At 68.3% G+C, this 25,947-nt stretch carries 22 protein-coding genes; 16 read left to right on the top strand and 6 right to left on the bottom strand.

Annotation, left to right across the window (positions count from 1 at the left end; translation table 11 throughout):
- Positions 1–72: 72 nt before the first annotated feature.
- Positions 73–201 (bottom strand): hypothetical protein, encoded by a 129-nt coding sequence (locus O1Q03_RS25710; protein ID WP_256097633.1) that lies wholly within the window; start codon positions 199–201, stop codon positions 73–75.
- On the opposite strand from O1Q03_RS25710, the gene pyk reads away from it, so the two are divergent.
- The 6 genes from pyk (at position 200) to O1Q03_RS25680 (ending at position 6,986) form a co-directional block, all read left to right on the top strand.
- Positions 200–1,636 (top strand): pyruvate kinase, encoded by a 1,437-nt coding sequence (pyk, locus tag O1Q03_RS25705; protein WP_269506832.1) that lies wholly within the window; start codon positions 200–202, stop codon positions 1,634–1,636. The genes O1Q03_RS25710 and pyk overlap by 2 nt on opposite strands.
- A gap of 304 nt (positions 1,637–1,940) precedes the next feature.
- Positions 1,941–3,005: a class II fructose-bisphosphate aldolase gene (fba, locus tag O1Q03_RS25700; protein ID WP_269506831.1), complete on the top strand. Its 1,065-nt coding sequence runs from the start codon at positions 1,941–1,943 to the stop codon at positions 3,003–3,005.
- Between the two features lie 243 nt (positions 3,006–3,248).
- Complete coding sequence (locus O1Q03_RS25695) at positions 3,249–4,139, top strand: phosphoribosylaminoimidazolesuccinocarboxamide synthase (RefSeq protein ID WP_269506830.1); 891 nt, start codon at positions 3,249–3,251, stop codon at positions 4,137–4,139.
- Between the two features lie 13 nt (positions 4,140–4,152).
- Positions 4,153–4,674, top strand: a complete 522-nt coding sequence (gene purE, locus O1Q03_RS25690) for a 5-(carboxyamino)imidazole ribonucleotide mutase (RefSeq protein WP_098550759.1) — start codon at positions 4,153–4,155, stop codon at positions 4,672–4,674.
- A gap of 78 nt (positions 4,675–4,752) precedes the next feature.
- Positions 4,753–5,946, top strand: coding sequence for a 5-(carboxyamino)imidazole ribonucleotide synthase (locus O1Q03_RS25685; RefSeq protein WP_269506829.1), 1,194 nt, complete (start codon positions 4,753–4,755; stop codon positions 5,944–5,946).
- An 11-nt stretch (positions 5,947–5,957) separates the two neighbouring features.
- Positions 5,958–6,986, top strand: coding sequence for an L-threonylcarbamoyladenylate synthase (locus tag O1Q03_RS25680; protein ID WP_269506828.1), 1,029 nt, complete (start codon positions 5,958–5,960; stop codon positions 6,984–6,986).
- A 111-nt stretch (positions 6,987–7,097) separates the two neighbouring features.
- Here O1Q03_RS25680 and O1Q03_RS25675 read toward each other — a convergent pair whose 3' ends face one another.
- From O1Q03_RS25675 to dacB, 3 genes are all read right to left on the bottom strand, one after another.
- On the bottom strand, positions 7,098–8,234 hold the full coding sequence (locus O1Q03_RS25675) for an SGNH/GDSL hydrolase family protein (RefSeq protein ID WP_269506827.1): 1,137 nt from the start codon (positions 8,232–8,234) through the stop codon (positions 7,098–7,100).
- A 91-nt stretch (positions 8,235–8,325) separates the two neighbouring features.
- Positions 8,326–9,240: a sterol desaturase family protein gene (locus O1Q03_RS25670; protein WP_269506826.1), complete on the bottom strand. Its 915-nt coding sequence runs from the start codon at positions 9,238–9,240 to the stop codon at positions 8,326–8,328.
- A gap of 343 nt (positions 9,241–9,583) precedes the next feature.
- Positions 9,584–11,131 (bottom strand): D-alanyl-D-alanine carboxypeptidase/D-alanyl-D-alanine endopeptidase, encoded by a 1,548-nt coding sequence (gene dacB, locus O1Q03_RS25665; RefSeq protein ID WP_269506825.1) that lies wholly within the window; start codon positions 11,129–11,131, stop codon positions 9,584–9,586.
- 183 nt (positions 11,132–11,314) lie between these two features.
- On the opposite strand from dacB, the gene O1Q03_RS25660 reads away from it, so the two are divergent.
- From O1Q03_RS25660 to O1Q03_RS25635, 6 genes are all read left to right on the top strand, one after another.
- On the top strand, positions 11,315–11,977 hold the full coding sequence (locus tag O1Q03_RS25660) for a response regulator (RefSeq protein WP_269506824.1): 663 nt from the start codon (positions 11,315–11,317) through the stop codon (positions 11,975–11,977).
- Between the two features lie 3 nt (positions 11,978–11,980).
- Positions 11,981–13,312, top strand: coding sequence for an ATP-binding protein (locus O1Q03_RS25655; protein ID WP_269506823.1), 1,332 nt, complete (start codon positions 11,981–11,983; stop codon positions 13,310–13,312).
- 112 nt (positions 13,313–13,424) lie between these two features.
- Complete coding sequence (locus O1Q03_RS25650; RefSeq protein WP_269506822.1) at positions 13,425–14,909, top strand: DegQ family serine endoprotease; 1,485 nt, start codon at positions 13,425–13,427, stop codon at positions 14,907–14,909.
- A gap of 95 nt (positions 14,910–15,004) precedes the next feature.
- The gene (locus O1Q03_RS25645; RefSeq protein WP_269506821.1) at positions 15,005–15,442 is read left to right on the top strand and encodes a carboxypeptidase-like regulatory domain-containing protein; all 438 of its coding nucleotides are present in this window, start codon (positions 15,005–15,007) and stop codon (positions 15,440–15,442) included.
- A gap of 135 nt (positions 15,443–15,577) precedes the next feature.
- Complete coding sequence (locus O1Q03_RS25640) at positions 15,578–15,931, top strand: DUF427 domain-containing protein (RefSeq protein ID WP_269506820.1); 354 nt, start codon at positions 15,578–15,580, stop codon at positions 15,929–15,931.
- A gap of 28 nt (positions 15,932–15,959) precedes the next feature.
- The gene (locus tag O1Q03_RS25635; protein WP_269506819.1) at positions 15,960–16,670 is read left to right on the top strand and encodes a CoxG family protein; all 711 of its coding nucleotides are present in this window, start codon (positions 15,960–15,962) and stop codon (positions 16,668–16,670) included.
- 55 nt (positions 16,671–16,725) lie between these two features.
- Here O1Q03_RS25635 and O1Q03_RS25630 read toward each other — a convergent pair whose 3' ends face one another.
- Positions 16,726–17,727, bottom strand: a complete 1,002-nt coding sequence (locus O1Q03_RS25630; RefSeq protein ID WP_269506818.1) for a helix-turn-helix domain-containing protein — start codon at positions 17,725–17,727, stop codon at positions 16,726–16,728.
- Between the two features lie 152 nt (positions 17,728–17,879).
- Here O1Q03_RS25630 and O1Q03_RS25625 point away from each other — a divergent pair, with 152 nt between their 5' ends.
- Complete coding sequence (locus tag O1Q03_RS25625) at positions 17,880–18,533, top strand: cysteine hydrolase family protein (RefSeq protein ID WP_269506817.1); 654 nt, start codon at positions 17,880–17,882, stop codon at positions 18,531–18,533.
- 123 nt (positions 18,534–18,656) lie between these two features.
- Here O1Q03_RS25625 and O1Q03_RS25620 read toward each other — a convergent pair whose 3' ends face one another.
- Positions 18,657–19,298, bottom strand: a complete 642-nt coding sequence (locus O1Q03_RS25620; protein WP_269506816.1) for a TetR family transcriptional regulator — start codon at positions 19,296–19,298, stop codon at positions 18,657–18,659.
- 397 nt (positions 19,299–19,695) lie between these two features.
- Here O1Q03_RS25620 and O1Q03_RS25615 point away from each other — a divergent pair, with 397 nt between their 5' ends.
- The 3 genes from O1Q03_RS25615 to O1Q03_RS25605 are packed head-to-tail and all read left to right on the top strand — an operon-like array spanning position 19,696 to position 25,706.
- Positions 19,696–20,967 carry an efflux RND transporter periplasmic adaptor subunit gene (locus O1Q03_RS25615; RefSeq protein WP_269506815.1) on the top strand — a complete coding sequence of 424 codons (1,272 nt, stop codon included), beginning with the start codon at positions 19,696–19,698 and terminating at the stop codon, positions 20,965–20,967.
- Between the two features lie 15 nt (positions 20,968–20,982).
- Positions 20,983–24,183, top strand: coding sequence for an efflux RND transporter permease BpeB (bpeB, locus tag O1Q03_RS25610; protein WP_269506814.1), 3,201 nt, complete (start codon positions 20,983–20,985; stop codon positions 24,181–24,183).
- The gene (locus O1Q03_RS25605; protein WP_269506813.1) at positions 24,183–25,706 is read left to right on the top strand and encodes an efflux transporter outer membrane subunit; all 1,524 of its coding nucleotides are present in this window, start codon (positions 24,183–24,185) and stop codon (positions 25,704–25,706) included. The genes bpeB and O1Q03_RS25605 overlap by 1 nt, the downstream gene beginning before the upstream one ends.
- The last annotated feature ends 241 nt before the right edge of the window (positions 25,707–25,947 follow it).

Here is a 25,947-nt window from a genome sequence, read left to right as displayed (position 1 = left end):
GCCCGCGCGGGCGAACTCAGCTCCGCGCGCACCGGCGGCCGCCGGCGACGCGGCCGTGCAGCACCACGAGATTCAGAACAAAGCGATGCCGGGCGCAAGCACCGGCACGCCCCCCGGAACGGCCGCCGCTGGGCCCGCCGATTCCGGCTCTCGCAGCGTTTCACCCAGCGCATCCACCTTGATCCAGATGAGGAGTTTCATGCAGCGCGCCACCAAGATAGTCGCCACGATCGGCCCGGCTTCCAGTTCGCCGGAGATTCTGCTGCAGATGATGCAGGCGGGCCTCGACGTCGTGCGGCTCAATTTTTCGCACGGCACGGCCGACGATCACCGCCAGCGCGCCGAAATGGTGCGCGAGGCCGCCCGCAAGGTCGGCCGCGAGATCGCGATCATGGCCGACCTCCAGGGCCCGAAGATCCGCGTCGGCAAGTTCGAGAACGGCAAGACGACGCTCGTGCCGGGCCAGGCCTTCATCCTCGACGCGGGCTGCGAGCTCGGCAACGACGAGCGGGTCGGCCTCGACTACAAGGAACTGCCGCGCGATCTGAAGCCGGGCGACCTGCTGCTGCTGAACGACGGGCTGATCGTGCTGACCGTCGAGCGCGTGCTCGGCGAAGAGATCCATACGATCGTCAAGGTGGGCGGCGAGCTGTCGAACAACAAGGGGATCAACCGCCAGGGCGGCGGCCTGTCGGCGCCCGCGCTGACCGCGAAGGACATGGAAGACATCCGCACCGCGATGTCGCTCGGCGCGGACCTCGTCGCGGTGTCGTTCCCGAAGAACGCGACCGACATGGAAATGGCGCGCCAGCTCGCGAACATCGCGGGCGCGCCGTACGGCATCAAGCCGAAGATGATCGCGAAGATCGAGCGCGCCGAGGCGATTCCGGCGCTGCAGAGCATCCTCGACGCGTCCGACGGCATCATGGTCGCGCGCGGCGACCTCGCGGTGGAAGTGGGCAACGCGGCCGTGCCGGCGCTGCAGAAGCGGATGATCCGGATGGCGCGCGAGTCGAACAAGCTCGTGATCACCGCGACGCAGATGATGGAGTCGATGATCTACGCGCCCGTGCCGACCCGCGCGGAAGTGTCGGACGTCGCGAACGCGGTGCTCGACGGCACCGACGCGGTGATGCTGTCGGCCGAGACGGCCGCCGGCAAGTACCCGGTCGTCACGATCGAGACGATGTCGGCCGTGTGCGTCGAGGCGGAAAAGTCCGAAGAGGTCGAGCTCGACAAGGATTTCCTCGACCGCACGTTCACGCGGATCGATCAGTCGATCGCGATGGGCGCGCTGTTCACCGCGTATCACCTCGGCGCGAAGGCGATCATCGCGCTGACCGAATCGGGTGCGACCGCGCTGTGGATGTCGCGGCACTACACGCACGTGCCGATCTTCGCGTTGACGCCGCGCGTCGGCAGCGAGCGCACGATGGCGCTGTACCGCAACGTGACGCCGCTGCACGTCGACTTCAACAGCGATCGCGACTCGGCGCTGCAGGCCGCGCTCGAGATCGTCGTCAAGCAGGGCTACGTGCAGCACGGCGACATGGTCGTGCTGACGGTCGGCGAGCCGATGGGGCAGGCGGGCGGCACCAACACGCTGAAGATCGTGCGCGTCGGCGAGCATTATTGAGCGTCGGCGTGCCAGCGGCCGGCCGAGCGACCGGCCGCCCGAGTCGAACTGGCACCATTTTTTTCGAAGAAAGCCGCGTGGGGTACGACGCCCCGCGCGGCTTTTTTTCTGGTTTTTGCGCGGATTGTGCAGTGCGAAGGTAACAAATTGCGAGTACGCGCCGCCTGACGGTCGGAATCGGAGGCGCTTCGCGATAAAATGCCGCTATTCGACGCTCAGCCGCGCCGCCGCGCCCCGGTCCTCCCGGGTCCGAGCACCGCGCCGGCGTCAGGGCGCACCGGTTTTCATTCCAAGGAGTTCCACAATGCCTCTCGTATCAATGCGTCAATTGCTGGACCACGCGGCAGAGCACGGTTACGGCCTGCCGGCCTTCAACGTGAACAATCTGGAGCAAGTCCAGGCGATCATGGCGGCGGCGGATCAGGTCGGCGCGCCCGTGATCATGCAGGCATCGGCCGGCGCGCGTAAGTACGCGGGCGAGCCGTTCCTGCGCCACCTGATCGAAGCGGCGGTCGAGTCGTATCCGCACATCCCGGTCGTGATGCACCAGGATCACGGCCAGTCGCCGGCAGTCTGCATGGCCGCGATCCGCAGCGGCTTCACGAGCGTGATGATGGACGGTTCGCTGCAAGCCGACGGCAAGACGGTCGCCTCGTACGAATACAACGTCGACGTGTCGCGCAAGGTCGTCGAGATGGCGCACTCGATCGGCGTGACGGTCGAGGCTGAACTCGGCGTGCTCGGCTCGCTCGAGACGATGAAGGGCGACAAGGAAGACGGCCACGGCGCGGAAGGCACGATGACCCGCGAGCAGCTGCTGACCGATCCGGAGCAGGCCGCCGACTTCGTGAAGCTCACGCAGTGCGATGCGCTCGCAATCGCGATCGGTACGTCGCACGGCGCGTACAAGTTCTCGAAGAAGCCGACGGGCGACATCCTGTCGATCCAGCGCATCAAGGAAATCCACGCGCGCATTCCGAACACCCACCTGGTGATGCACGGTTCGTCGTCGGTGCCGCAGGAGCTGCTGGCCGAGATCCGCGAATTCGGCGGCGACATGAAGGAAACCTACGGCGTGCCGGTCGAGGAAATCCAGGAAGGCATCAAGCACGGCGTGCGCAAGATCAACATCGACACCGACCTGCGTCTGGCGATCACCGGCGCGATCCGCCGCTACCTGTTCGAGAACCCGGGCAAGTTCGACCCGCGCGACTACCTGAAGCCCGCACGCGAAGCGGCGAAGCAGGTCTGCGTCGACCGCTACCTCGCGTTCGGCTGCGAAGGCCAGGCCGGCAAGATCAAGCCGGTTGCGCTCGACAAGATCGCCGAGCAGTACAAGTCCGGCGCGCTCGCGCAGGTCGTGCGCTAAGACTGTAGTACGATTGCCCCGCCCGATGCTGCCCGATTCCGTCATCGGGCGGGGGCGGGCAGCCCGGTTGCCGGATCCGATCCGGCCCCGGGCAGCCGTTCCGTCCGGCCGAACGAGGGCCGGCCGGCAACCGCCCGGGCGCCGTCCCGGCCGGTTCGCCGACGCATTGCAAGACCGCCGTTCCCGCCTGCCGCGGGGAACGGCGTTTCCCTTTTTGTTTGGCTCCTTATCTGCGAAAAGACGATGTCTACCCTCTACGAATCCACGCTCCGCTCGCTGCCGCTCCTCGGTCGCGGCAAGGTCCGCGACAACTACGCGGTCGGCAACGACAAGCTCCTGATCGTCACGACCGATCGCCTGTCGGCGTTCGACGTGATCATGGGCGAGCCGATTCCGAACAAGGGCCGCGTGCTGAACCAGATGGCGAACTTCTGGTTCGACAAGCTCGCGCACATCGTGCCGAACCACCTGACGGGCGACGCGCCGGAAGCGGTCGTCGCGGCCGACGAGGTCGAGCAGGTCAAGGGCCGCGCGGCGGTCGTCAAGCGCCTCGAGCCGATCATGATCGAGGCGGTCGTGCGCGGCTACCTCGCCGGCAGCGGCTGGAAGGAATACCAGGCGTCGGGCGCGGTGTGCGGCGTGCAGCTGCCGGAAGGGCTGCAGAACGCGCAGAAGCTGCCGGAGCCGATCTTCACGCCGGCCGCGAAGGCCGAACTCGGCGAGCATGACGAGAACATCACGTTCGAGGAAACCGAGCGCCGCATCGGCACCGAGCTGGCCGCGACGATCCGCGACATCTCGATCCGCCTGTACAAGGAAGCGGCCGATTACGCGGCGACGCGCGGCATCATCATCGCCGACACGAAGTTCGAATTCGGCCTCGACAACCACGGCAAGCTGTACCTGATGGACGAAGTGCTGACGGCCGATTCGTCGCGCTTCTGGCCGGCCGACCAGTATCAGGTCGGCACGAACCCGCCATCGTTCGACAAGCAGTTCGTGCGCGACTGGCTCGAAGCGCAGCCGTGGGGCAAGACCGCACCGGCGCCGGCGCTGCCGGCCGACGTCGTCGAAAAGACGGCCGCGAAGTACCAGGAAGCGCTCGAGCGCATCACCGGCCAGCCGCTCGCCTGATCGAGGAAGAGAAATGAGTGAAGTCCAGACTGCCCACACGCACAGCGCGCCGCTCGTCGGCGTGCTGATGGGCTCGAGCTCCGACTGGGACGTGATGAAGAACGCGGTCGCGATCCTGCAGGAATTCGGCGTGCCGTACGAAGCGAAGGTCGTGTCCGCGCACCGGATGCCCGACGAGATGTTCGACTACGCGGAGAAGGCGCGCGAGCGCGGGCTGCGCGCGATCATCGCGGGCGCCGGCGGCGCCGCGCACCTGCCCGGCATGCTGGCCGCGAAGACCACGGTGCCGGTGCTCGGCGTGCCGGTCGCGAGCAAGTACCTGAAGGGCGTCGATTCGCTGCACTCGATCGTCCAGATGCCGAAGGGCGTGCCGGTCGCGACGTTCGCGATCGGCGAGGCCGGCGCTGCGAATGCGGCGCTGTTTGCGGTGTCGATCCTGTCCGTCACGTCGGTCGACTACGCGAACCGGCTCGCCGCGTTCCGCGTGCGCCAGAACGAAGCCGCGCACGCGATGGTGCTGCCGCCGCTGGAATGACGGCACCGGCGCCCGCGCGTCGCGGCCGCCTGACTCTCCCACTGCGGCGGGCAGCGCCCGCCGCGACCGATCACTGACATGACCGCAACTCCTGATTCCGTTTCCCCGATCCTGCCCGGCGCGTGGCTTGGCATGGTCGGCGGTGGCCAGCTCGGCCGCATGTTCTGCTTTGCCGCCCAGTCGATGGGCTATCGCGTCGCCGTGCTCGATCCCGATCCGGCGAGCCCGGCCGGCGCGGTCGCCGACCGTCACCTGCGCGCAGCCTACGACGACGAAGCCGCACTCGCCGAGCTGGCCGAACTGTGCGATGCCGTGTCGACGGAATTCGAGAACGTGCCGGCCGCGAGCCTCGAGTTCCTCGCGCGCACGACGTTCGTCGCGCCGGCCGGCCGCTGCGTCGCGGTCGCACAGGACCGGATCGCGGAGAAGCGTTTCATCGAGGCGTCGGGCGTGCCGGTCGCACCGCACGTCGTGATCGAATCGGCCGCGGCGCTCGCCGCGCTCGACGATGCCGCGCTCGACGCGGTGCTGCCGGGCATCCTGAAAACGGCGCGGCTCGGCTACGACGGCAAGGGCCAGGTGCGCGTCGCCACCGCGCAGGAAGCGCGCGACGCGCATGCGGCGCTCGGCGGCGTGGCGTGCGTGCTGGAGAAGCGCCTGCCGCTGAAATACGAAGTGTCGGCGCTGATCGCGCGCGGCGCGGACGGCCGCTCGGCCGCGTTCCCGCTCGCGCAGAACGTGCACCACAACGGCATCCTCGCGCTGACGGTCGTGCCGGCGCCAGCCGCCGATGCGGCGCGCGTCGAGGAGGCGCAGCAGGCGGCCGTGCGGATTGCCGACACGCTCGGCTATGTCGGCGTGCTGTGCGTCGAATTCTTCGTGCTGGAAGACGGCTCGTTCGTCGCGAACGAAATGGCGCCGCGCCCGCACAATTCCGGTCACTACACGGTCGATGCGTGCGCAACGAGTCAGTTCGAGCAGCAGGTGCGCGCGATGACGCGCATGCCGCTCGGCAACCCGCGCCAGCATTCGCCGGCCGCGATGCTGAACATCCTCGGCGACGTGTGGTTCCCGAACGGCGCGGCCGAGGCCGTCACGCCGCCGTGGGACACCGTCGCCGCGATGCCTGCCGCACACCTGCATCTGTACGGCAAGGAAGAAGCGCGCGTCGGCCGCAAGATGGGCCACGTGAACTTCACGGCCGAGACGCGCGACGAAGCCGTCGCCGCGGCCACCGCGTGCGCGCAGCTGCTGCGCGTGCCACTCGACTGAGGCGCCAGCCGATGTCCATCGATCTCCCGAATGCCGTGACGCGTGCGCAGATCGACGCGGCCGCCGCGCTGCTCGACGCGGGGCAACTCGTCGCGTTCCCGACCGAAACCGTCTACGGGCTCGGCGGCGATGCGGCCAATCCGGAGGCCGTCGCGCGTATCTACGCGGCGAAAGGGCGCCCCGCGAACCATCCGGTGATCGTGCATCTGCCGCCGGGCGGCGATCCGGGCTACTGGGCCGCCGCCCTGCCGGCCGAAGCGCACGCGCTGATCGATGCCTTCTGGCCGGGCCCGCTGACGCTGATCCTGAAACGCCATGCGCGCATTCCGGACGCGGTGAGCGGCGGGCAGGACTCGGTCGGGCTGCGCTGCCCGTCGCACCCGGTCGCGCAGGCGCTGCTGGCCGCGTTCAGCGCGCGGCGCGGCGGCCACGGCGGCGTGGCGGCGCCGTCCGCGAACCGGTTCGGCCATGTGAGCCCGACCACCGCGCAGCACGTGCGGGACGAATTCGGCGACACGGTGCACGTGCTCGACGGCGGCGCATCCGAAGTCGGCATCGAGTCGACGATTCTCGATCTGTCGCGCGGTTTCCCGGCGCTGCTGCGCCCCGGCCACGTGACGCCGCAGCAGATCGCCGACGTGCTCGGCCGCGCGCCGCAACTGCCCGACGGCAGCGACGCGACCGCACCGCGCGCGTCCGGCACGCTGAAGGCGCATTACGCGCCGCGCACGCCGCTCGCGCTGCTGCCGTTCGACGCACTGGAGGCGCTGCTCGCGGCCGCGCAGACCGACGGCGAACGCGTCGCGCTGGTCGCACGCGCATCGCGCGCGGGGCATTGGGCGCAGGCCGACGGCGTGCATTTCGTCGCGGCGCCGGAAGATCCGCAGGCCTATGCGCGCGATCTGTACGGGATGCTGCGTGCGCTCGACCGTGCGCAGGTCGCTCGCATTCTCGTCGAGAAGCTGCCCGAGACCGTCGAGTGGATCGCGGTCAACGATCGCCTCGGCCGCGCGGCCGCGGCATTCGAAGCGCGCGACTGAACTTGACGCAGCCGGCCTCGGCCGGCCACGAACAAAAAAACGCCCGACCGGCGCATGAACCGGTCGGGCGTTTTCGTTTTCGTTTGCGCTTGCGCGCGCGCGGCGGGTGACTTACTTGCCGATGCCCGCTGCCGCGATCTGCTTCTCGACGTACTGCGCGAACAGCGCGTGCAGGTGCGTCGTCGGGTGGACCGTGTCGGCGAACATGTAGGTCTGGTCCGCGTTGGCGGTCGTGTAGGTCTGCGGCGAGCAGAACAGCGACGAGCCGAACGCGCTCGCGTTCGCGACGCCGTATTGCGTCGCCGCCGCGACCATCGCCTTCAGGTTGCAGCCGGTGTCGGTGTTCGACACGGTGAAGCCGTTCGCCTGGTAGTTGGCCGCGATGCCGTCCTGCCACGTGAACGAATCGACCACCGCATACTTCGTCGTGTCGACCTTCAGCGCGGCCAGCGTGCCGACCAGCGTCTGGTTGAACAGCCCCGACAGTTGCGTGAATACGGCCTGCGTGCCCCCCTGCAGCGCGAGCGGCGTGCCGCCGATGTCCGGCACGTTCGCGACGAACACGTGCGTCGCGCCGGCCGCCACGATCTGCTGGACGAGGCCGGCGAGCTGCTGCGCGGCCAGGCCGATCGCCTGCGCGGCCGCGAGCTGGGCGGTCGGGGTGTTGCCTTGCGCCTGCGCGACTTGCGCCTGATAGAAGATGTCGTTCGCGCCGCCGTTGATCAGCACGATCTGGCCTGCGTTGAAGCTGCCGTGCTGCGACAGGTACTGCTTGACCTGGTCGGCGATCGGCGTCGTGGTCGCCTGCGCGTAGTCGGCGTTCGGCACGCTGGCATCGGCGTGGCCGATGCCCGGCTGCAGCGTCACGCGCGAGCCGCCCTGTGCATAGCCGAGGCCGCCCGTGGCCTGCAGCGGAATGCCGAAGCCGCCCTGGTTCGCGGGCTGCAGCGTGTCGCCGTAGTACTGCGCGACGTCCTGCGTCCATACCTGGCCGGGGTTGGTCGTGAAGCGGCCGCCGCCGAAGCCGAGCTTGATCTGCGAGTAGGTGCCGGCATCCGACAGGCTGTCGCCGAACGACACGATCTGCATCTTCACGCCGGACGGCGGCGTGTTCGATGCGCTGCTGTTGTTGTCGTCGCCGCCGCCGCACGCGGCGAGCAATGCGAGCGCGGCGCCCGCGATCGCGACCTGCGCGGTGCGCAAAAGGCGTTGCCGGTTGCGCGACGGGGTGCGTTGTTGTGCTTGCATCGATGGATCTCCTCGTAGATATGGCCCGATGTAGGGTGCATCTGCCGCGTGTCTCCTCAGGTCGAGCGCGGCGGCCGTTGGCTGAAATGGTTTATTGGTCGCGCACCGCCGCAAGCGGCGTGGTGCGCGGATCGTGGTTTGCGGCCTCGGCGCTCTGCGCATGATAAGCGCTCGCCCATTCGGGCGGGCCGAAAATCGCGCGCAGCTTGTTGCGCCATCCTGCGACGCGCAACGCGTCGGCCGCCATCGACACCCACTCGTGAAACGTCGCGACGAGCGGGTTGTTCGAGCCCAGCGGCTCGACGGTTCCGTATTGCGGCGGGTCGTCGGGCGATTCCTCGACGTAGCTGCCGAACAGGCGATCCCAGATCACGAGTACACCTGCGTAATTGCGGTCGATGTAGCGCGGATTGCGCGCGTGGTGCGCGCGATGGATCGACGGCGTGTTGAGCACGTATTCGAGCCAGCCGAGCTTGCCGATCGCCTGCGTGTGCACGAAGAACTGGAACGCGAGATTGATCAGCACGACGCCGACGATCTGCTGCGGCGGAAAGCCGAGGAACGCCAGCGGCAGCCAGAACACCCACATGCCCGCGATCGGATACATGAGGCTCTGCCGGAACGCGGTCGAGAAATTCATCCGCTCGGACGAGTGGTGCACGACGTGCGCGGCCCACAGCCAGCGCACGCGATGGCTCGCGCGATGGAACACGTAGTAGAGCAGGTCCTGTCCGACGAACAGCACGGCGAACGACAGCCAGCCGTCGTGCCACGTGAACAGCCGGAAATGCGCGTAGCAGTACGCATAAACGGGCATCACGAACAGCCACGCGAGCTTGTCGGCGCCCTGGTGCATCAGCGCGAGCGCCGCGTTGCACAGCGTGTCGCGCCACGCATAGACATGGTCCTGCGCACGTGTGCGGGCGAGGTGCCAGGCCTCCCAGCCGATGCAGAGCAGGAAGACGGGCGCCAGCGCGAGCAGAAGCAATTCGACGTCGAATCGCATGGACGTGTCTCCTCCTTTCCCCTGCAAGCCGTGAGGCCGGGCGCGTGGCCCGTTGTAGATATCGGTCAGGCCAACAGCCTACGCAATCGCCACGCGCTAGGCGAGGGGGCAGCGTAGAGGGTTCCCTCTGAGGACAGGGTTTCTACGGAAGCCGCGCGGCACGGGCGCGGGCGGTGCGGCCCCGTTTCGTGCGCAGGGCGGCGCGCGGGCTGCGGCGCACCGCTGACTGCGGGCGTTTCAAACCGCGCGCGGCGATTCGGAAGGCGGCGGGGCGGCGGCAATTGCCTGCCGGGCCCCGGGATGACGCGTCGCGCCGTCGCGGGCGCGAGCCGCTGGCGCCGCGTCAGTGCGCGCCGGCGTAGATCCATTCGAGCAGGGTGTCGTGCGCGGCGCGCGCGCCTTCCGCGTGATCGTCGTTGATGAAGCTGACGACGATGTAGCTCTCGCCGTCGGCGCCCGCCACGTAGCCGGCGATCGCGCGCACGTCGCGCAGCGTGCCGGTCTTGATGTGCGCGTTGCCGAGCACGCCGGCGCTGGTCAGGCGGTTCTTCATCGTGCCGTCGATGCCGGCGATCGGCAGCGAGTCGACGAACGCCTGCGCGACGGGGCTCGCGTTCGCGGCCTGCAGCAGTGCGGCGAGCGACAGCGCGCTCACGTGCTCGTCGCGCGACAGGCCCGAGCCGTTCTGCATGTCGAGGTCGGGCATCGCGATGCCGTTTTTCTGCAGGAACGCGTGCACCACGCGGCTCGACTGTTCCGGCGTCGCGGGCGGCTTGCCGCCGACCGCGCCGATCGTCAGGAACAGGTTGCGCGCCATCACGTTGTTGCTGAACTTGTTGATGTCGTAGACGATGTTGCCGAGCACGGGGCTGTGATGCACGGCGAGCGCACGCGCGTTGCCCGGCACCTTGCCTTCGCTGACCGGCCCCGCGATCGTGCCGCCGTCCTGCTGCCACAGCGCGAGGAAGCCGCGCGCGAAGAACGTCGTGTGATCGAGGATCGCGAGGTTGGTCGTACGCGCGCCGCAGCGCAGCGGATAGTCGCCGGCGAACGATGCGGTCACGATTCCACCGGTGCCGGTCGACAGCGTCGGGCGCGCGGCCTCGGCGGCCGCGCCGCACGAACCCTTGCCTTCATGCAGCTGGTTGTCGATCGACAGATCCGCGAGCGGCGGCAGCACGTCGACGGCGACCTTGCCGTCGTCGCCCGGCGTGACCGTAAACGACACGGCCTTGAATGCATACAGCAACGGATCGGGGCCGACGTTGTACGGCGCGCTCACGTCGTCGTCGAACGACGGCAGGTCGCGCGTCGACGCCGCGAAATAGCTCTTGTCGAGCACGAGGCCGCCGGCCACGTGCTTGACACCGGCCTTGCGCAGCTTGTCGACGAGGTCGATCAGTTCCTCGGGCACGAGCTTCGGATCGCCGGTGCCCTTGATGTACAGGTTGCCCTGCAGCGTGCCGTCCGGCGCGACCGGGCCGTCCGCATACGCGGTGGTGCGCCAGCGGAAGTCGGGGCCGAGGATCGACAGGCCGGAGAAGGTCGTGACGAGCTTCATCGTCGACGCCGGCAGCATCGGCCGGCTCGCGTTCCATGCGATCAGCGGCTCGGGGTTGCCGACCCGCTCGACGACGACGCTCATTGCGGATGCCGGCACCTTCGCGCGCTGCAGCGCGACGAGCACCGACGCCGGCAGGCCGGCGGCGCGCGCGGCCGGCGAAACTGCGACGCCGTTGCGCGCTTCCTTGCGGGCTTCCTGATGGGACTTCTTGCGGGCTTGCGCGGGCGGTGCGAAGGCCACGGCCGCGCAGGTGGCGACGACGGCGGCGATGCGCAGGCAGTGGCGGGCGCCGGGCGCGAGCCGGGCGGAAAGATCGGAAATCGGCATGGGCGAATACGGGAAAAGCACGAGACTGGGGCAGGGCGCGCGCGGCGCCGGACCGCACATTGTAGAGACAAGTCCGCACACGTCCCTTGCAATCCGCCTTTCTGTTGCATTGCAAGGAGCGCCGGCAATTCGCGGCGCTACAATGGGCGCCATGTCTTACTCGTCCCATGGGTTCCTGTTCCGATGCGCATTCTGCTTGTCGAAGACGACCGGATGATCGCGGAGGGCGTGCGCAAGGCGCTGCGCTCCGACGGCTTCGCGGTCGACTGGGTGCAGGACGGCGACGCGGCGCTCACCGCGCTCGGCGGCGAGGCGTACGACCTGCTGCTGCTCGATCTCGGCCTGCCCAAGCGCGACGGCATCGACGTGCTGCGCACGCTGCGCGCGCGCGGGCTGTCGCTGCCGGTGCTGATCGTCACCGCGCGTGACGCGGTCGCCGATCGCGTGAAGGGGCTCGACGCCGGCGCCGACGATTACCTCGTCAAGCCGTTCGATCTCGACGAGCTCGGCGCGCGGATGCGCGCGCTCATTCGCCGCCAGGCGGGGCGCAGCGAGTCGCTGATCCGGCATGGCGCGCTCACGCTCGATCCCGCATCGCACCAGGTGACGCTCGACGGCGCGCCCGTCGCGCTGTCCGCGCGCGAGTTCGCGCTGCTCGAGGCACTGCTCGCGCGGCCCGGCGCGGTGCTGTCGAAGAGCCAGCTCGAGGAGAAGATGTACGGCTGGGGCGAGGAGATCGGCAGCAACACGGTCGAGGTCTACATCCACGCGCTGCGCAAGAAGCTCGGTTCGGACCTGATCCGCAACGTGCGCGGGCTCGGCTACATGGTCGTCAAGGAAAGCTGACGCGTGCGGTCGATTCGTCATCAATTGCTGATCTGGCTGCTCGCGATCGTCGTCGCGGGCGTGGGCATGGCGGGCTGGCTCATCTATCGGCAGGCGCTCGCCGAGGCGAACGAGCTGTTCGACTACCAGCTGCAGGAAATCGCGGCGGCGCTGCCGTCCGAGCCGTTTTCGCAGGTGTTCGGCTCGCGCACCAACGGCGACGAAGGCATCGTGATCCAGATCTGGAATCGCAACGGCGTGCTGATGTATTTCTCGCATCCGCGCGCGCCGATCGCGCCGCGCGCGGAGCTGGGCTTCTCGACCGAGCGTACCGATCGCGGCGAATGGCGCGTGTACGGCGCGATCGTCGGCGACAACGTCGTGCAGCTCGCGCAGCCGCTGTCGGTGCGCAACCGGCTCGCGGCGAACGTCGCGCTGCGCACGCTGTGGCCGCTGATCGTGCTGCTGCCGTTCCTCGGCGCGGCGGTGTGGACGATCGTCGGGCGCGGGCTCGCGCCGCTCGAGCGCGTGACGCGCGCGGTCGAGGCGCGCCGGCCCGAAGCGCTCGATGCGCTGCCCGATGGGCGCCTGCCGCTCGAGGTGCAGCCGCTCGTGCGCGCGCTGAACGGGCTGCTCGCGCGGCTGTCGGCGGCGCTCGACACGCAGAAGGCCTTCGTCGCCGATGCCGCGCACGAACTGCGCACGCCGCTCGCGGCCGTGCAGATCCAGTCCCAGCTCGTCGCGCGGGCGAAGGACGATGCGTCGCGCCGCGAGGCGCTCGCCGATCTGCAGGACGGCGTCACGCGTGCGACGCGTCTCGCGGAGCAGTTGCTCGCGCTGGCCCGCGCCGAACCCGACGGCGCGACGATGCGCGAGCCGGTCGACCTGCAGGCGCTGCTGACGGAATGCGTGGCCGCGCATGCGCCGCTTGCGCAGCGGCACGACATCGATCTCGGCTTCGAGGAGACGTGCGCGGCCACGGTCGTCGCGGACGCCGCCGCGCTGCGCGTGATGTTCGGCAACCTGCTGGACAACGCGGTGAAGTACACGCCCGACGGCGGCCGCATCGACGTCTCGCTGACGCGCGACGCGGCCGGCCGCGCGTGCGTGCAGATCGGCGACAGCGGGCCCGGCATCCCGGCCGACGAGCGCGAGCGCGTGTTCGACCGCTTCTATCGCGACAGCTCGGCGCGCGCGCGTGCCGACGTGTCGGGCAGCGGGCTCGGGCTCGCGATCGTCAAGCGCGTGGCGGCACAGCAGGGTGCGACGGTGACGCTCGGCGACGCGGCCGCGGGCGGGCTGCTCGTGAGCGTCGTGTTCCGCGACGCCGAAGCCCCCGCGCCCGAATCCCTGTGAAGAACGGCGCCGGCGGGACGGCGTCGACCGGCTTAAGCCCCGCTTAAGGCCAATTAAGCCTCCTTTAAGTCAGCGTCGTTACGCTGCGTTCTAACAAAGAGGAGGTCCTACGATGAATACCCGATTCCTTGCGCGCGGTGCCGTCGCGGTCGCCGTGGCGGCCGCCCTGTCCGCCGGCTATGTCGCGGGCACCCGCCGCGCCGATCCGCAGATCATCACGCCCGCGCAGGCGGCCGCGCTGATGCCGGCCGAGGCCGCGGCGAAGACCGGCATTCCCGATTTCTCCGGGCTGGTCGAAACCTACGGCCCGGCCGTCGTGAACATCAGCGCGAAGCACGTCGTGAAGCAGGTGTCGCGACGCGTGCAGCAGCCGCAGCTGCCAATGGACCCGAGCGACCCGTTCTACCAGTTCTTCAAGCGCTTCTATGGCCAGATGCCGGGCATGGGCGGCGACGCGCAGCCGGACGACCAGCCGAGCGCGAGCCTCGGCTCGGGTTTCATCGTCAGCGCCGACGGGTACATCCTCACCAACGCACACGTGATCGACGGCGCGAACGTCGTGACGGTCAAGCTCACCGACAAGCGCGAGTACAAGGCGAAGGTCGTCGGCTCCGACAAGCAGTCCGACGTCGCGGTGCTGAAGATCGACGCGAGCGGCCTGCCGACCGTGAAGATCGGCGACCCGGGGCAGAGCAAGGTCGGCCAGTGGGTCGTCGCGATCGGTTCGCCGTACGGCTTCGACAATACGGTCACGTCCGGCATCATCAGCGCGAAGTCGCGCGCGCTGCCCGACGAGAACTACACGCCGTTCATCCAGACCGACGTGCCGGTGAACCCCGGCAACTCGGGCGGCCCGCTGTTCAATCTGCAGGGCGAGGTGATCGGCATCAACTCGATGATCTACTCGCAGACGGGCGGCTTCCAGGGCCTGTCGTTCGCGATCCCGATCAACGAGGCGATCAAGGTCAAGGACGAGCTCGTGAAGACGGGCCACGTGAGCCGCGGCCGCCTCGGTGTTGCGGTGCAGGGCCTCAATCAGACGCTCGCGAGCTCGTTCGGGCTGCAGAAGCCGGACGGCGCGCTCGTCAGCTCGGTCGATCCGAACGGTCCGGCCGCGAAGGCCGGCCTGCAGCCAGGCGACGTGATCCTGTCGGTCAACGGTTCGCCGGTTGCCGATTCGACGTCGCTGCCCGCGCAGATCGCGAACCTGAAGCCCGGCACGAAGGCCGACCTGCAGGTGTGGCGCGACAAGGCGAAGAAGTCGATCACCGTGACGCTCGGTGCGATGACCGATGCGAAGCTGGCGTCGAACGACGGCGGCCCGGTCGAACAGGGGCGCCTCGGCGTCGCGGTGCGTCCGCTCACGCCGCAGGAACGCAGCGCCGCCAACCTGTCGCACGGGCTGATCGTGCAGCAGGCCGGCGGTCCGGCTGCCAGCGCGGGCATCCAGCCGGGCGACGTAATCCTGGCGGTCAACGGCCGCCCGGTCACGAGCCCCGAGCAATTGCGCGACGCGGTCAAGGGGGCAGGCAACAGTCTTGCTCTGCTGATTCAGCGCGACAATGCACAGATCTTCGTGCCGGTCGACCTGAGCTGACCGGTGATCGTTGCGGGCCGGCCCTGGCCGGCCGCGGCGGGCGCCGCCGTCATTCGGCTTCGTAGTGCTGTGTTCCGACCCTAAAGGAGAGAGCCATGCAATATCTACGCAATCTGTCCCGATTTACCGTCGCGGCGGCGCTGGCCGCAGGCCTCGCAACCGTCGCGACCGGCGCGTACGCGCAGTCGGACGACTTGCCCGCCGCGACCCAGCAGGGCGACGTGAGCTTCGTGTCCGGCGGCATCGGCAAGGATCAGTCGACGGCATTCGAGCGCAACGAATCGGCGTGGCCGCTGGCGCTGCGCTTCACCGGCCAGGGCGGTGAATATCTGGCCGACGTCCACGTGCGGATCGTCGACGGCAAGAACAACGAGGTGCTGAAGACGGACGCCCGCGGGCCGTACATGCTCGTGAAGCTGCCGCCGGGGCGCTACACGGTCCACGCGTCGTATCAGGGCAGCGACGAGTCGCGCGCGGTCACGGTCGGTTCGAAGGGCGGCGCGAAAGCGGCGTTCCAGTGGAGCGCGCAATAGATTGTCGGCCGCGGCCCCGTCCGGGGTCGCACAATCGGACGAAGTTTCGCCCATAATGAAAGCCACGGCTGCGCGCCGTGGCTTTTTCGTTTCCAGCGTCCGGCTTGCGTGCCGGAGCCGTCCGAAGGAGAAACGATGTCCGATTCCCCTCGCCTCGAAATCGTGCCGAACCGCCATCGCGTGCGGGTGATCCATCGCGGCATCACGTATGCCGATTCGCAGGGTGCGCTGACGGTGCGCGAAGCGGATTTGCCGGACACGCACTACCTGCCGCGCGACGACGTCAACATGCGCCGGCTCGTGAAGTCGGGCCACACGACGGTCTGTCCGTTGCGGGGCGAGGCCGTGCATTTCGATCTACAGACCGAAGACGGCGTGATCGAGAACGCCGCATGGAGTTACGAGCAACCGCGGCCCGCCGCGTCCGTGCTTGCGCACTACGTTGCCTTCGACCCGGCACGGATCGACAGTCTCATCGAAACATCCTGATGCGGCACGCGTTCATCGGGGAGGCATCATGGAACTGAACGACACGTTACGCGTCCCGCTCGCGCGGGCGATCGTGCGGGACGCGTTCGAGGATCTCGCGCTGCTGCGCGCGAGCTTCGACCATTGCGAATCGTTCGTGAAGCTGCCGCACGGCGAGTTCGCGCTCACGATCACGGTGCCGCTCGGCCCGCTGCGCGCGCGCTACGACGTGCGTGCGCATTCGGCGGCCGAGCAGGGCGATGCGGAAGGGCAGCCGCGCCGCGTGCTCAGCTTCAAGGCGCGGGCCGACGGCCTCGGGGCGCTGCGCGGCCAGGTCGAACTCATGCTGCTGCCGGACGACGCTGACGCCGGCGCGACGTGCATCGACTACGTGGTGTGGGCGACCGCGAGCGGGCCGCTCGCGGAATTGCCGGGGCGGCAGATCGAGAACGCGCTGCGCGAGTGGACCGACGATTTCTTCCGCGAGTTCTGCGCGGTCGTGCAGGCGAAGCACGGACTCGTGCCGAACCGTGCGCGCCCGGGCCCGCAGCGTCGCCAGCACGTGTTCCTGCGGCCCGCGTCGATCATGGCCGCGACGAAGCGTCCGCTGCCGCCGCACCTGGGCGGCGCGCTGAGCGGCCGCGCGACCAGTGCGCTCCATCATCGCGGATCCGGCCCGCTGCCCGTGTGGGTATGGGCGGCGATCATCGTGTTCGTCGCGCTGCTGCTTTACGCGGCGCGCTGGATCAACGGCGCCTGAGCGCGCCGCCGCGTGGCCGGCTGCCGGCGGCCGGCGCTCGCCGCGGCGGCGGCCGCTACCGTCGCGCGTCGGTTCCGGCGCCGCGAAATTCCCTCCGATAGGCCGATGGCGACGTGCCGAGCGCGCCGGCGAAATGCTGGCGCAGCGACACGCTCGACCCGTACCCGGCCGCCTGCGCGATCGCATCGATCGATTGGCCGGTGGTTTCCAGCAGATGCTGCGCGCGCGTAAGCCGCTCGGCCTGCAGCCACGCGGTGACGGTCGTGCCGGTGGCCTGGCGGAAATGACGCGTGAACGTGCGCCGGCTCATCAGCACGCGCTCGGCGAGCGAATCGACGCTGTGCGCGACGTCCAGATGCGCGCGCACCCAGTCGAGCAGCGCCGCGAGCCGCGCGTCGCGCGGATGCGCAGCGACCGGCTGCGGCACGTATTGCGCCTGTCCGCCCTGGCGGTGCGGCGGGATCACGAGGCGGCGCGCGATCTGGTTCGCCGCGTCCGAGCCGAAGCGGCGGCGCACCACGTGCAGGCAGCAGTCGAGCCCCGCGGCCGTGCCGGCCGACGTCATCAGGTTGCCGTCGTCGACGTACAGCACGTCGGGGTCGAGCTTCACGCGCGGAAAGCGCTGCGCGAAGTCGTCGGCCCACGCCCAGTGCGTCGTGGCCGGCCGGCCATCGAGCAGCCCGGCCGCGGCGAGCACGTACGCGCCGAGACACAGGCCGACGAGCTGCGCGCCGCGCGCGGCGGCTGCGCGCACCGCGTCCAGCATGACGTCGGGCGGCGCTTCGTCCGGGTCGCGCCACGCCGGCACGATCACGATGTCCGCGTCGTCGAGCGCATCGAGCCCGTACGGCGCGGTGATCGTGAAGCCGCCCGTCGTCGCGAGCGGGCCGCGCTCGGCCGAGCACACGCGGAACTCGAACGCGGGCGTCGCGGCCGCATCGCGCTCCTTGCCGAACACGACGGACGGCACTGACAGGTGGAACGGGCTGATGCCGTCGTACGCGATCACGGCGACGACGGTCGGGGCAGCGGCAACGGGCGACGCAACGGCGCTCATGACGGGCTCCGGGATGGCGATGGCCCGATTCTATCGAAGAATGGCAATCGGGCCACTGTCCGCGTGCGCGTTGCGATCCGACAATGCATCGCATCGCGCTGCCAGCTGCTCCGTTCCGGAGCGGGGCGGCGCCGTCGAACCCGGAGCCACCCATGTCGAACGCCGCATCGTCTTCCGCGTCCCGCCGCGCCCTCATCGTGATCGATGTCCAGAACGAATACGTGACGGGCAACCTGCCGATCGAGTATCCGCCCGTCGACGCGTCGCTCGCGAACGTCGGCCGCGCGATCGACGCCGCGCATGCGGCCGGCGTGCCCGTGATCGTGGTCCAGCATGTCGCGCCGGCCGGCGCGCCGATCTTCGCGCCCGGCACGGACGGCGTCGCGCTGCATCCGGTCGTCGCCGGGCGGCCGTACGCGCATCTGATCGTGAAGGCGCAAGCCAGCGCGTTCGCCGGCACCGACCTCGCCGCGTGGCTCGCCGCGCATGGGGTCGACACGCTCGCGGTCGCCGGCTACATGACGCACAACTGCAATGCATCGACGGTCTATCACGCGGCGCACGCGGGGTTGAACGTCGAGTATCTGGCGGACGCGACCGGCGCGTTGCCTTACGAGAATGAAGCGGGCGCGGTGAGCGCCGAGGAGATTCACCGCGCGTACACGGTGGTGTTCCAGTCGAATTTCGCGGCAGTGATGTCGACCGATGCGTGGATCGCCGGACTCGCCGGCACGGCGATGCCCGCGCGCGATTCGGTGGCCGCGTCGAACCGGCGGGCTCGTGCGCAACGCGCGAAGGCGGCGTGAGCGAACCGGGGGAGGGCAGGGGAATCGATCGGGCGGCGCGACGCCGCCGCCCGTGCGCGGCCGGCACGACGGGCCGCCGATGACGATGAAACGGCGCGTATCGCGCCGTCGCCGGGGCGAGCGTCAGTCGTCCGCTTTCAGCATCGCGGGGCTGCAGCGCAGCATGTCGAAGCAGCCGTCGACGAGCTTTTCCGCATGCTGCTCGGCATCGATCTCGTCGGGCAGCATCAGCATGTCGCGCACGAAGCCGCTCACCAGCGTGTGCAGCATCAGCGTCGCGCGCCACGTGTCGAGCCGCTCGGGCAGCAGCTTGAGTCGCACGGCCACCGCGAGGTCGGCGTCGATCGCGTGCAGCGCCTCGCTCATCCCCGCGCGGTTGCGCTGTAACAACGGCTCCATATCGGCGACGTATTCGCACTTCATGAACAGGATGCTGAACACGCGCCGCAGCTGCGAGTCGCGCTGCACGCCGAGCAGGCACCAGATCAGGATCTTGCGGATCTTCTCGAGCGGATTGCCGCCCGGTGCGTCGAGCGGCATCGTCTTCAGTTCGTCGATCGGCAGAAACACGCGGTCGAACATCGCGTCGAACAGTTCGCTCTTGTTCGCGAAATGCCAGTAGATCGCGCCGCGCGTCACGCCGGCGTGATGGGCGATGTCCGCGAGCGACGTGTGCGACACGCCTTTCTCGAAGAACACGTGCTCGGCGGCGTCGAGAATGCGGTTGCGCGTCTCGAGCGCCTCCTCCTTGGTGCGTCTGACCATGTGCAGGCCTGAATGGATCGATCGTAGGTGAATATAGGGTCTGCAACGCTCGTCGCGATCGCGTGGAGCCGCTATGCTTGCGAGTGGTAATGATTCGTAAGACGTGGCAGTTGGCGACGGGCGCGCGGGCTTTTTACATACATTCGTGAATGTATATACAATACCACCCTACGATCGAATGACCCAAGTGGCAATCAGTTAATATCCCACTCTGCTGATTCCGCCCCAAGTCACAATCCGCAGTTCGCGGCATCTCGTCGGCATGGATGTTTCGTGCCGGCTTGCTGTATCCAGCAGTCCAGTAATTCAGGTGTTCGATCAGCGCCGCGAGGCGCATCCGTGTTGCGCTCCGGTCGGGCGCGGCACTCATTCCATTGGTTATACAAGAGGTCGCTCCATGCGCGTCGAACGGGTTCCATACCGCTTAATCACTGTCGCGACGGCCGCCGTTTTCCTGGCCGCGTGCGGGAAAAAAGAATCGGCACCGCCGCCGCAAACGCCGGAAGTCGGCGTCGTCACCGTCCAGCCGCAAAACGTACCGGTCTTCACCGAACTGCCGGGCCGCACCAGCGCATTCCTCGTCGCGCAGGTGCGCGCGCGGGTCGACGGCATCGTGCTGCGCCGTGAATTCACCGAAGGCGGCGACGTCAAGGCCGGCCAGCGCCTCTACAAGATCGATCCCGCGCCGTACCTCGCGCAGCTGAACAGCGCGAAGGCGACGCTCGCGAAGGCGCAGGCGAACCTCGTCACGCAGAACGCGCTGGTCGCGCGCTACAAGGTGCTGGTCGCCGCGAACGCGGTCAGCAAGCAGGACTACGACAACGCGGTGGCCACGCAAGGGCAGGCCGCGGCGGACGTCGCGGCCGGCAAGGCAGCGGTCGAGACCGCGCAGATCAACCTCGGCTATACGGACGTCGTGTCGCCGATCACCGGCCGCGTCGGCATTTCGCAGGTCACGCCGGGCGCGTACGTGCAGGCGAGCCAGGCGACGCTGATGTCGACGGTGCAGCAGCTCGACCCGGTCTACGTCGATCTCACGCAGTCGAGCCTCGACGGGCTGAAGCTGCGCCAGGACGTGCAGAGCGGCCGCCTGAAGACGAGCGGCCCGGGCGCCGCGAAGGTGTCGCTGATCCTCGAAGACGGCAAGACCTATTCGGAAGCCGGCAAGCTGCAGTTCTCGGACGTGACGGTCGACCAGACGACGGGCTCGGTCACCATCCGCGCGGTGTTCCCGAACCCGGGCCGCGTGCTGCTGCCGGGGATGTTCGTGCGCGCACGGATCGAGGAAGGCGTGAACCAGAACGCGTTCCTGGTGCCGCAGATCGGCGTCACGCATGACCAGAAGGGCCAGGCGATCGCGATGGTCGTGAACGCGAGCAACAAGGTCGAGCCGCATCCGCTGAAGACGAGCGGCATGCAGGGTCAGAACTGGGTCGTCGAAGGCGGTCTGCAAGCGGGCGACCGCGTGATCGTGCAGGGCGTCGACAAGGTGCGTCCGGGCGCGACCGTGAAGGCCGTGCCGGCGCAGCTGTCGGCACCGGTCGCCGCCTCGGGCGCTGCCGCGTCCGCCGCCCCGGCCGCCGCCGGTTCCGGCACCGCAGCCGCCTCGGGCGCCGCCGCATCGGGCGCTGCTCCGGCAAGCGCCGCCGCTGCGTCGAGCGCGCAATAACAGGGAGCCTGTTTCATGGCAAAGTTTTTTATCGATCGCCCGATCTTCGCGTGGGTGATCGCCATCATCCTGATGCTGGCCGGGGTTGCGGCGATCTTCACGCTGCCGATCTCGCAGTATCCGACGATCGCGCCGCCATCGATCCAGATCACCGCGAACTACCCGGGCGCTTCCGCGAAGACGGTGGAAGACACGGTGACGCAGGTGATCGAGCAGCAGATGAGCGGTCTCGACAACTTCCTGTACATGTCGTCGACGAGTGACGACTCGGGCAACGCGACGATCACGCTGACGTTCGCGCCGGGCACCAACGCCGACATCGCACAGGTTCAGGTCCAGAACAAGCTGTCGCTCGCGACGCCGGTTCTGCCGCAGGTCGTGCAGCAGCTCGGCCTGTCGGTCACGAAGTCGAGCAGCAGCTTCCTGCTGGTGCTCGCCTTCAACTCCGAAGACGGCAGCATGAACAAGTACGACCTCGCGAACTTCGTGGCGTCGCACGTGAAGGATCCGATCAGCCGGTTGAACGGCGTCGGTACCGTCACGCTGTTCGGCTCGCAGTACGCGATGCGGATCTGGCTCGACCCGACCCGCCTGACCAACTACGGCCTCACGCCGGTCGACGTGACGAGCGCGATCACCGCGCAGAACGTGCAGATCGCGGGCGGCCAGATCGGCGGCACGCCGGCCAAGCCGGGCACCGTGCTGCAGGCGACGATCACCGAATCGACGCTGCTGCAGACGCCCGAGCAGTTCGGCAACATCCTGCTGAAGGTCAACCAGGACGGTTCGCAGGTGCGCCTGAAGGACGTCGCGCAGATCGGCCTCGGCGGCGAAAACTACAACTTCGACACGAAGTACAACGGTCAGCCGACCGCGGCACTCGGTATCCAGCTCGCGACCAACGCGAACGCGCTCGCGACCGCGAAGGCCGTGCGCGCGAAGATCGACGAGCTCGCACCGTTCTTCCCGCACGGCCTCGTCGTCAAGTATCCGTACGACACGACGCCGTTCGTGAAGCTGTCGATCGAGGAAGTGGTCAAGACGCTGCTCGAAGGTATCGTGCTCGTGTTCCTCGTGATGTATCTGTTCCTGCAGAACCTGCGAGCGACGATCATCCCGACGATCGCGGTGCCGGTGGTGCTGCTCGGCACGTTCGCGATCATGTCGCTGGTGGGCTTCTCGATCAACACGCTGTCGATGTTCGGCCTCGTGCTCGCGATCGGCCTGCTGGTCGACGATGCGATCGTGGTGGTCGAGAACGTCGAGCGCGTGATGGCGGAAGAGGGGCTGTCGCCGAAGGAGGCGACCCGCAAGGCGATGGGCCAGATCACCGGCGCACTCGTCGGCGTGGCGCTCGTGCTGTCGGCGGTGTTCGTGCCGGTCGCGTTCTCCGGCGGTTCCGTCGGCGCGATCTATCGTCAGTTCTCGCTGACGATCGTGTCGGCGATGGTGCTGTCGGTGCTCGTCGCGTTGATTCTGACGCCGGCCCTGTGCGCGACGATCCTCAAGCCGATCCCGCAAGGGCATCACGAAGAGAAGAAGGGCTTCTTCGGCTGGTTCAACCGCACGTTCAACAACAGCCGCGACAAGTATCACGTCGGCGTTCACCACGTGATCAAGCGCTCGGGCCGCTGGCTCATCATCTATCTGGTCGTGATCGTCGCGGTCGGGCTGCTGTTCGTGCGCCTGCCGAAGTCGTTCCTGCCCGATGAAGACCAGGGCCTGATGTTCGTGATCGTGCAGACGCCGTCGGGCTCGACGCAGGAAACGACCGCGAAGACGCTCGCGAACATTTCCGACTACCTGCTGAAGGACGAGAAGGAAATCGTCGAATCGGCGTTCACGGTCAACGGCTTCAGCTTCGCGGGCCGCGGCCAGAACTCTGGTCTCGTGTTCGTGCGCCTGAAGGACTACTCGCAGCGTCAGCACGCGAACCAGAAGGTGCAGGCGCTGATCGGCCGGATGTTCGGACGCTACGGCGGCTACAAGGACGCGATCGTGATCCCGTTCAACCCGCCGTCGATTCCGGAACTCGGCACGGCTGCCGGCTTCGACTTCGAGCTGACCGACAACGCGGGCCTCGGCCACGATGCGCTGATGGCCGCGCGTAACCAGCTGCTCGGGATGGCTTCGAAGGATCCGACGCTGCAGGGCGTGCGTCCGAACGGGCTGAACGATACGCCGCAGTACAAGGTCGACATCGATCGCGAGAAGGCGAACGCGCTCGGCGTGACGGCGGATGCGATCGACCAGACGTTCTCGATCGCGTGGGCGTCGAAGTACGTGAACAACTTCCTCGACACCGACGGCCGGATCAAGAAGGTGTACGTGCAGTCCGATGCCCCGTTCCGGATGACGCCGGAGGACATGAACATCTGGTACGTGCGCAACGGGTCGGGCGGGATGGTGCCGTTCAGCTCGTTCGCGACCGGTCACTGGACGTACGGTTCGCCGAAGCTCGAGCGTTACAACGGCGTGTCGGCGATGGAAATCCAGGGTCAGGCCGCACCGGGCAAGTCGACCGGTCAGGCGATGGCCGCGATGGAAGGGCTCGCGAAGAAGCTGCCGGTCGGTATCGGCTATTCGTGGACGGGCCTGTCGTTCCAGGAAATCCAGTCCGGTTCGCAGGCGCCGATCCTGTACGCAATCTCGATCCTGGTCGTGTTCCTGTGTCTCGCGGCACTGTATGAAAGCTGGTCGATCCCGTTCTCGGTGATCATGGTGGTGCCGCTCGGCGTGATCGGCGCACTGCTGGCGGCGACGATGCGCGGCCTCGAGAACGACGTGTTCTTCCAGGTCGGCCTGTTGACCACGGTGGGCTTGTCCGCGAAGAACGCGATCCTGATCGTCGAGTTCGCGCGCGAACTGCAGCAGACGGAGAAGATGGGGCCGATCGAGGCCGCGCTGGAAGCGGCGCGCCTGCGGCTGCGTCCGATCCTGATGACGTCGCTCGCGTTCATACTCGGCGTGATGCCGCTCGCGATCAGCAACGGCGCGGGTTCGGCCAGCCAGCACGCGATCGGTACCGGCGTGATCGGCGGGATGATCACCGCGACGTTCCTCGCGATCTTCATGATCCCGATGTTCTTCGTGAAGATCCGTGCGATCTTCAGCGGCGAGAAGGAAGACGTCGACGACGCGCTGCGCCTCGCTCAGGAGCACTCGCACCACGAAGAGAAGCCGGGCAACGGCGACGAAGGCAACAAGGGACAGTGATGATGCAAAAACACGCTTTGACTGCAATCGCGGTCGCGCTCTTTGCCACAGGCTGCACGATGGCGCCGCATTACAAGCGGCCCGACGCGCCCGTCGCGCAGGCGTATCCGGCCGGCGGCGTCTATGCGACGCAGCCGGGTGCGGCCGGCGCGCGCAGCGCGAACGGCCAGGCGGCGACCGCCATCGGCTGGCGCGAATTCTTCGTCGATCCGCGCCTGCAGCGGCTGATCGAGATCGCGCTGAAGAACAACCGCGACCTGCGCGTGTCGGTGCTGAACATCGAGGCGGCGCGTGCGCAGTACCAGATCACGCGCGCGGGGCTCTTCCCGACGCTCGACGGCACGGGCACGGGCAGCATCCAGCGCGTGCCGCAGGGTCTTTCGCAGACGGGAGCGCCGTACATCTCGCGCGCCTACAACGTCGGGCTGTCGGCGTCGTGGGAGCTCGACCTGTTCGGTCGCGTGCAGAGCCTGAAGGACCAGGCGCTCGCGCAGTACCTGTCGACGTCGTATGCACGGCAGGCGTCGGAAATCTCGCTGGTGTCGCAAGTGGCGGATCAGTACCTGACGCTGTTGTCGACCGACGACCTGCTGCAGGTCACGGAAAACACGCTGAAGTCCGCTCAGGCGCAGTACGACCTGACCAAGCTGCGGTTCGACAACGGCACGGGCTCCGAGCTCGAGCTGCGTCAGGCGCAGACGGTCGTCGAGACGGCGCTCGCGAACCAGCAGCAGCAGGCGCGTGCGCGTGCGCAGGCACTGAACGGACTGGTGCTGCTGATCGGCGAGCCGTTGCCGGACGATCTGCCGGCCGGCATGCCGCTCGACGCGCAGAACCTGCTGACGGACGTGCCGGCCGGCCTGCCGTCGGACCTGCTGACGCGTCGTCCGGACGTGATGCAGGCCGAGCAGACGCTCCTGGCCGCGAACGCGAACATCGGCGCGGCGCGTGCGGCGTTCTTCCCGCGCATCTCGCTGACGGGCGCGTTCGGTACCGGCAGCCCGACGCTCGGCGGCCTGTTCAAGGCCGGCACGGCGGCGTGGTCGTTCGCGCCGCAGATCACGATGCCGATCTTCGAAGGCGGGCAGAACCTCGCGAACCTGAACCTCGCGAACGTGCAGAAGCGTATCGAGATCGCCAACTACGAGAAGGCGATCCAGTCGGCGTTCCGCGAAGTGTCCGACGGGCTGGCGGCACGCGGCACGTACGATCAGCAGATCGCCGCGCTCGAGCGCAACGAGCATGCGCAGCAGCGCCGTTTCGAGCTGTCCGACCTGCGCTACAAGAACGGCGTCGACAGCTACCTGTCGGTGCTGACCGCGCAGACCGATCTGTACTCGGCGCAGCAGTCGCTGATCAGCGCGCGTCTGGCGCGCTGGACGAACCTGGTCACCCTGTACCGTGCACTGGGCGGCGGGTGGATCCAGCGTGCAGGCGAAGCGCCGCGCGCGCCGGATGCGCCGGTCGACTACGACCAGGAAGCTGCGCCGGCGCCTGCGTCGGCAGCGGCGACGAACGGGTAAGCGCAGGAAAGGGCAGGCGCGGTTGCCGCGCTTGCACGTCGTACCGGCTGTATGCGGAAACGAGAACGCCACGGATGAAAGTCCGTGGCGTTTTCTTTGTGCGCTGCCGGATCGTGCGCGGGGAAGGCCGTTGTCGGGACGAGGCGTGCGTCGCGTTGCCGGCGACCCACCTTCTCGCGCGCAGAGCGATCGTCCGGACACCGCGCGTGGTCCTGCGCCCCCAAAGCAAAACGCCACGGCA

Source organism: Burkholderia sp. IMCC1007, from assembly GCF_027257875.1.
Classification (GTDB): Bacteria; Pseudomonadota; Gammaproteobacteria; order Burkholderiales; family Burkholderiaceae; genus Burkholderia.
The sequence above is the reverse complement of the archived record's forward strand: the minus strand, read 5'-3'. Positions and strand labels throughout refer to the sequence as shown.

What these genes read in the sequence shown, in the direction of transcription:
- pyk (WP_269506832.1), top strand. Translation starts at nt 200, where the DNA reads ATGCAGCGCGCCACCAAGATAGTCGCCACGATCGGCCCGGCTTCCAGT.
- O1Q03_RS25710 (WP_256097633.1), bottom strand. Translation starts at nt 201, where the DNA reads ATGAAACTCCTCATCTGGATCAAGGTGGATGCGCTGGGTGAAACGCTG.
- fba (WP_269506831.1), top strand. Translation starts at nt 1,941, where the DNA reads ATGCCTCTCGTATCAATGCGTCAATTGCTGGACCACGCGGCAGAGCAC.
- O1Q03_RS25695 (WP_269506830.1), top strand. Translation starts at nt 3,249, where the DNA reads ATGTCTACCCTCTACGAATCCACGCTCCGCTCGCTGCCGCTCCTCGGT.
- purE (WP_098550759.1), top strand. Translation starts at nt 4,153, where the DNA reads ATGAGTGAAGTCCAGACTGCCCACACGCACAGCGCGCCGCTCGTCGGC.
- O1Q03_RS25685 (WP_269506829.1), top strand. Translation starts at nt 4,753, where the DNA reads ATGACCGCAACTCCTGATTCCGTTTCCCCGATCCTGCCCGGCGCGTGG.
- O1Q03_RS25680 (WP_269506828.1), top strand. Translation starts at nt 5,958, where the DNA reads ATGTCCATCGATCTCCCGAATGCCGTGACGCGTGCGCAGATCGACGCG.
- O1Q03_RS25675 (WP_269506827.1), bottom strand. Translation starts at nt 8,234, where the DNA reads ATGCAAGCACAACAACGCACCCCGTCGCGCAACCGGCAACGCCTTTTG.
- O1Q03_RS25670 (WP_269506826.1), bottom strand. Translation starts at nt 9,240, where the DNA reads ATGCGATTCGACGTCGAATTGCTTCTGCTCGCGCTGGCGCCCGTCTTC.
- dacB (WP_269506825.1), bottom strand. Translation starts at nt 11,131, where the DNA reads ATGCCGATTTCCGATCTTTCCGCCCGGCTCGCGCCCGGCGCCCGCCAC.
- O1Q03_RS25660 (WP_269506824.1), top strand. Translation starts at nt 11,315, where the DNA reads ATGCGCATTCTGCTTGTCGAAGACGACCGGATGATCGCGGAGGGCGTG.
- O1Q03_RS25650 (WP_269506822.1), top strand. Translation starts at nt 13,425, where the DNA reads ATGAATACCCGATTCCTTGCGCGCGGTGCCGTCGCGGTCGCCGTGGCG.
- O1Q03_RS25645 (WP_269506821.1), top strand. Translation starts at nt 15,005, where the DNA reads ATGCAATATCTACGCAATCTGTCCCGATTTACCGTCGCGGCGGCGCTG.
- O1Q03_RS25640 (WP_269506820.1), top strand. Translation starts at nt 15,578, where the DNA reads ATGTCCGATTCCCCTCGCCTCGAAATCGTGCCGAACCGCCATCGCGTG.
- O1Q03_RS25635 (WP_269506819.1), top strand. Translation starts at nt 15,960, where the DNA reads ATGGAACTGAACGACACGTTACGCGTCCCGCTCGCGCGGGCGATCGTG.
- O1Q03_RS25630 (WP_269506818.1), bottom strand. Translation starts at nt 17,727, where the DNA reads ATGAGCGCCGTTGCGTCGCCCGTTGCCGCTGCCCCGACCGTCGTCGCC.
- O1Q03_RS25625 (WP_269506817.1), top strand. Translation starts at nt 17,880, where the DNA reads ATGTCGAACGCCGCATCGTCTTCCGCGTCCCGCCGCGCCCTCATCGTG.
- O1Q03_RS25620 (WP_269506816.1), bottom strand. Translation starts at nt 19,298, where the DNA reads ATGGTCAGACGCACCAAGGAGGAGGCGCTCGAGACGCGCAACCGCATT.
- O1Q03_RS25615 (WP_269506815.1), top strand. Translation starts at nt 19,696, where the DNA reads ATGCGCGTCGAACGGGTTCCATACCGCTTAATCACTGTCGCGACGGCC.
- bpeB (WP_269506814.1), top strand. Translation starts at nt 20,983, where the DNA reads ATGGCAAAGTTTTTTATCGATCGCCCGATCTTCGCGTGGGTGATCGCC.
- O1Q03_RS25605 (WP_269506813.1), top strand. Translation starts at nt 24,183, where the DNA reads ATGATGCAAAAACACGCTTTGACTGCAATCGCGGTCGCGCTCTTTGCC.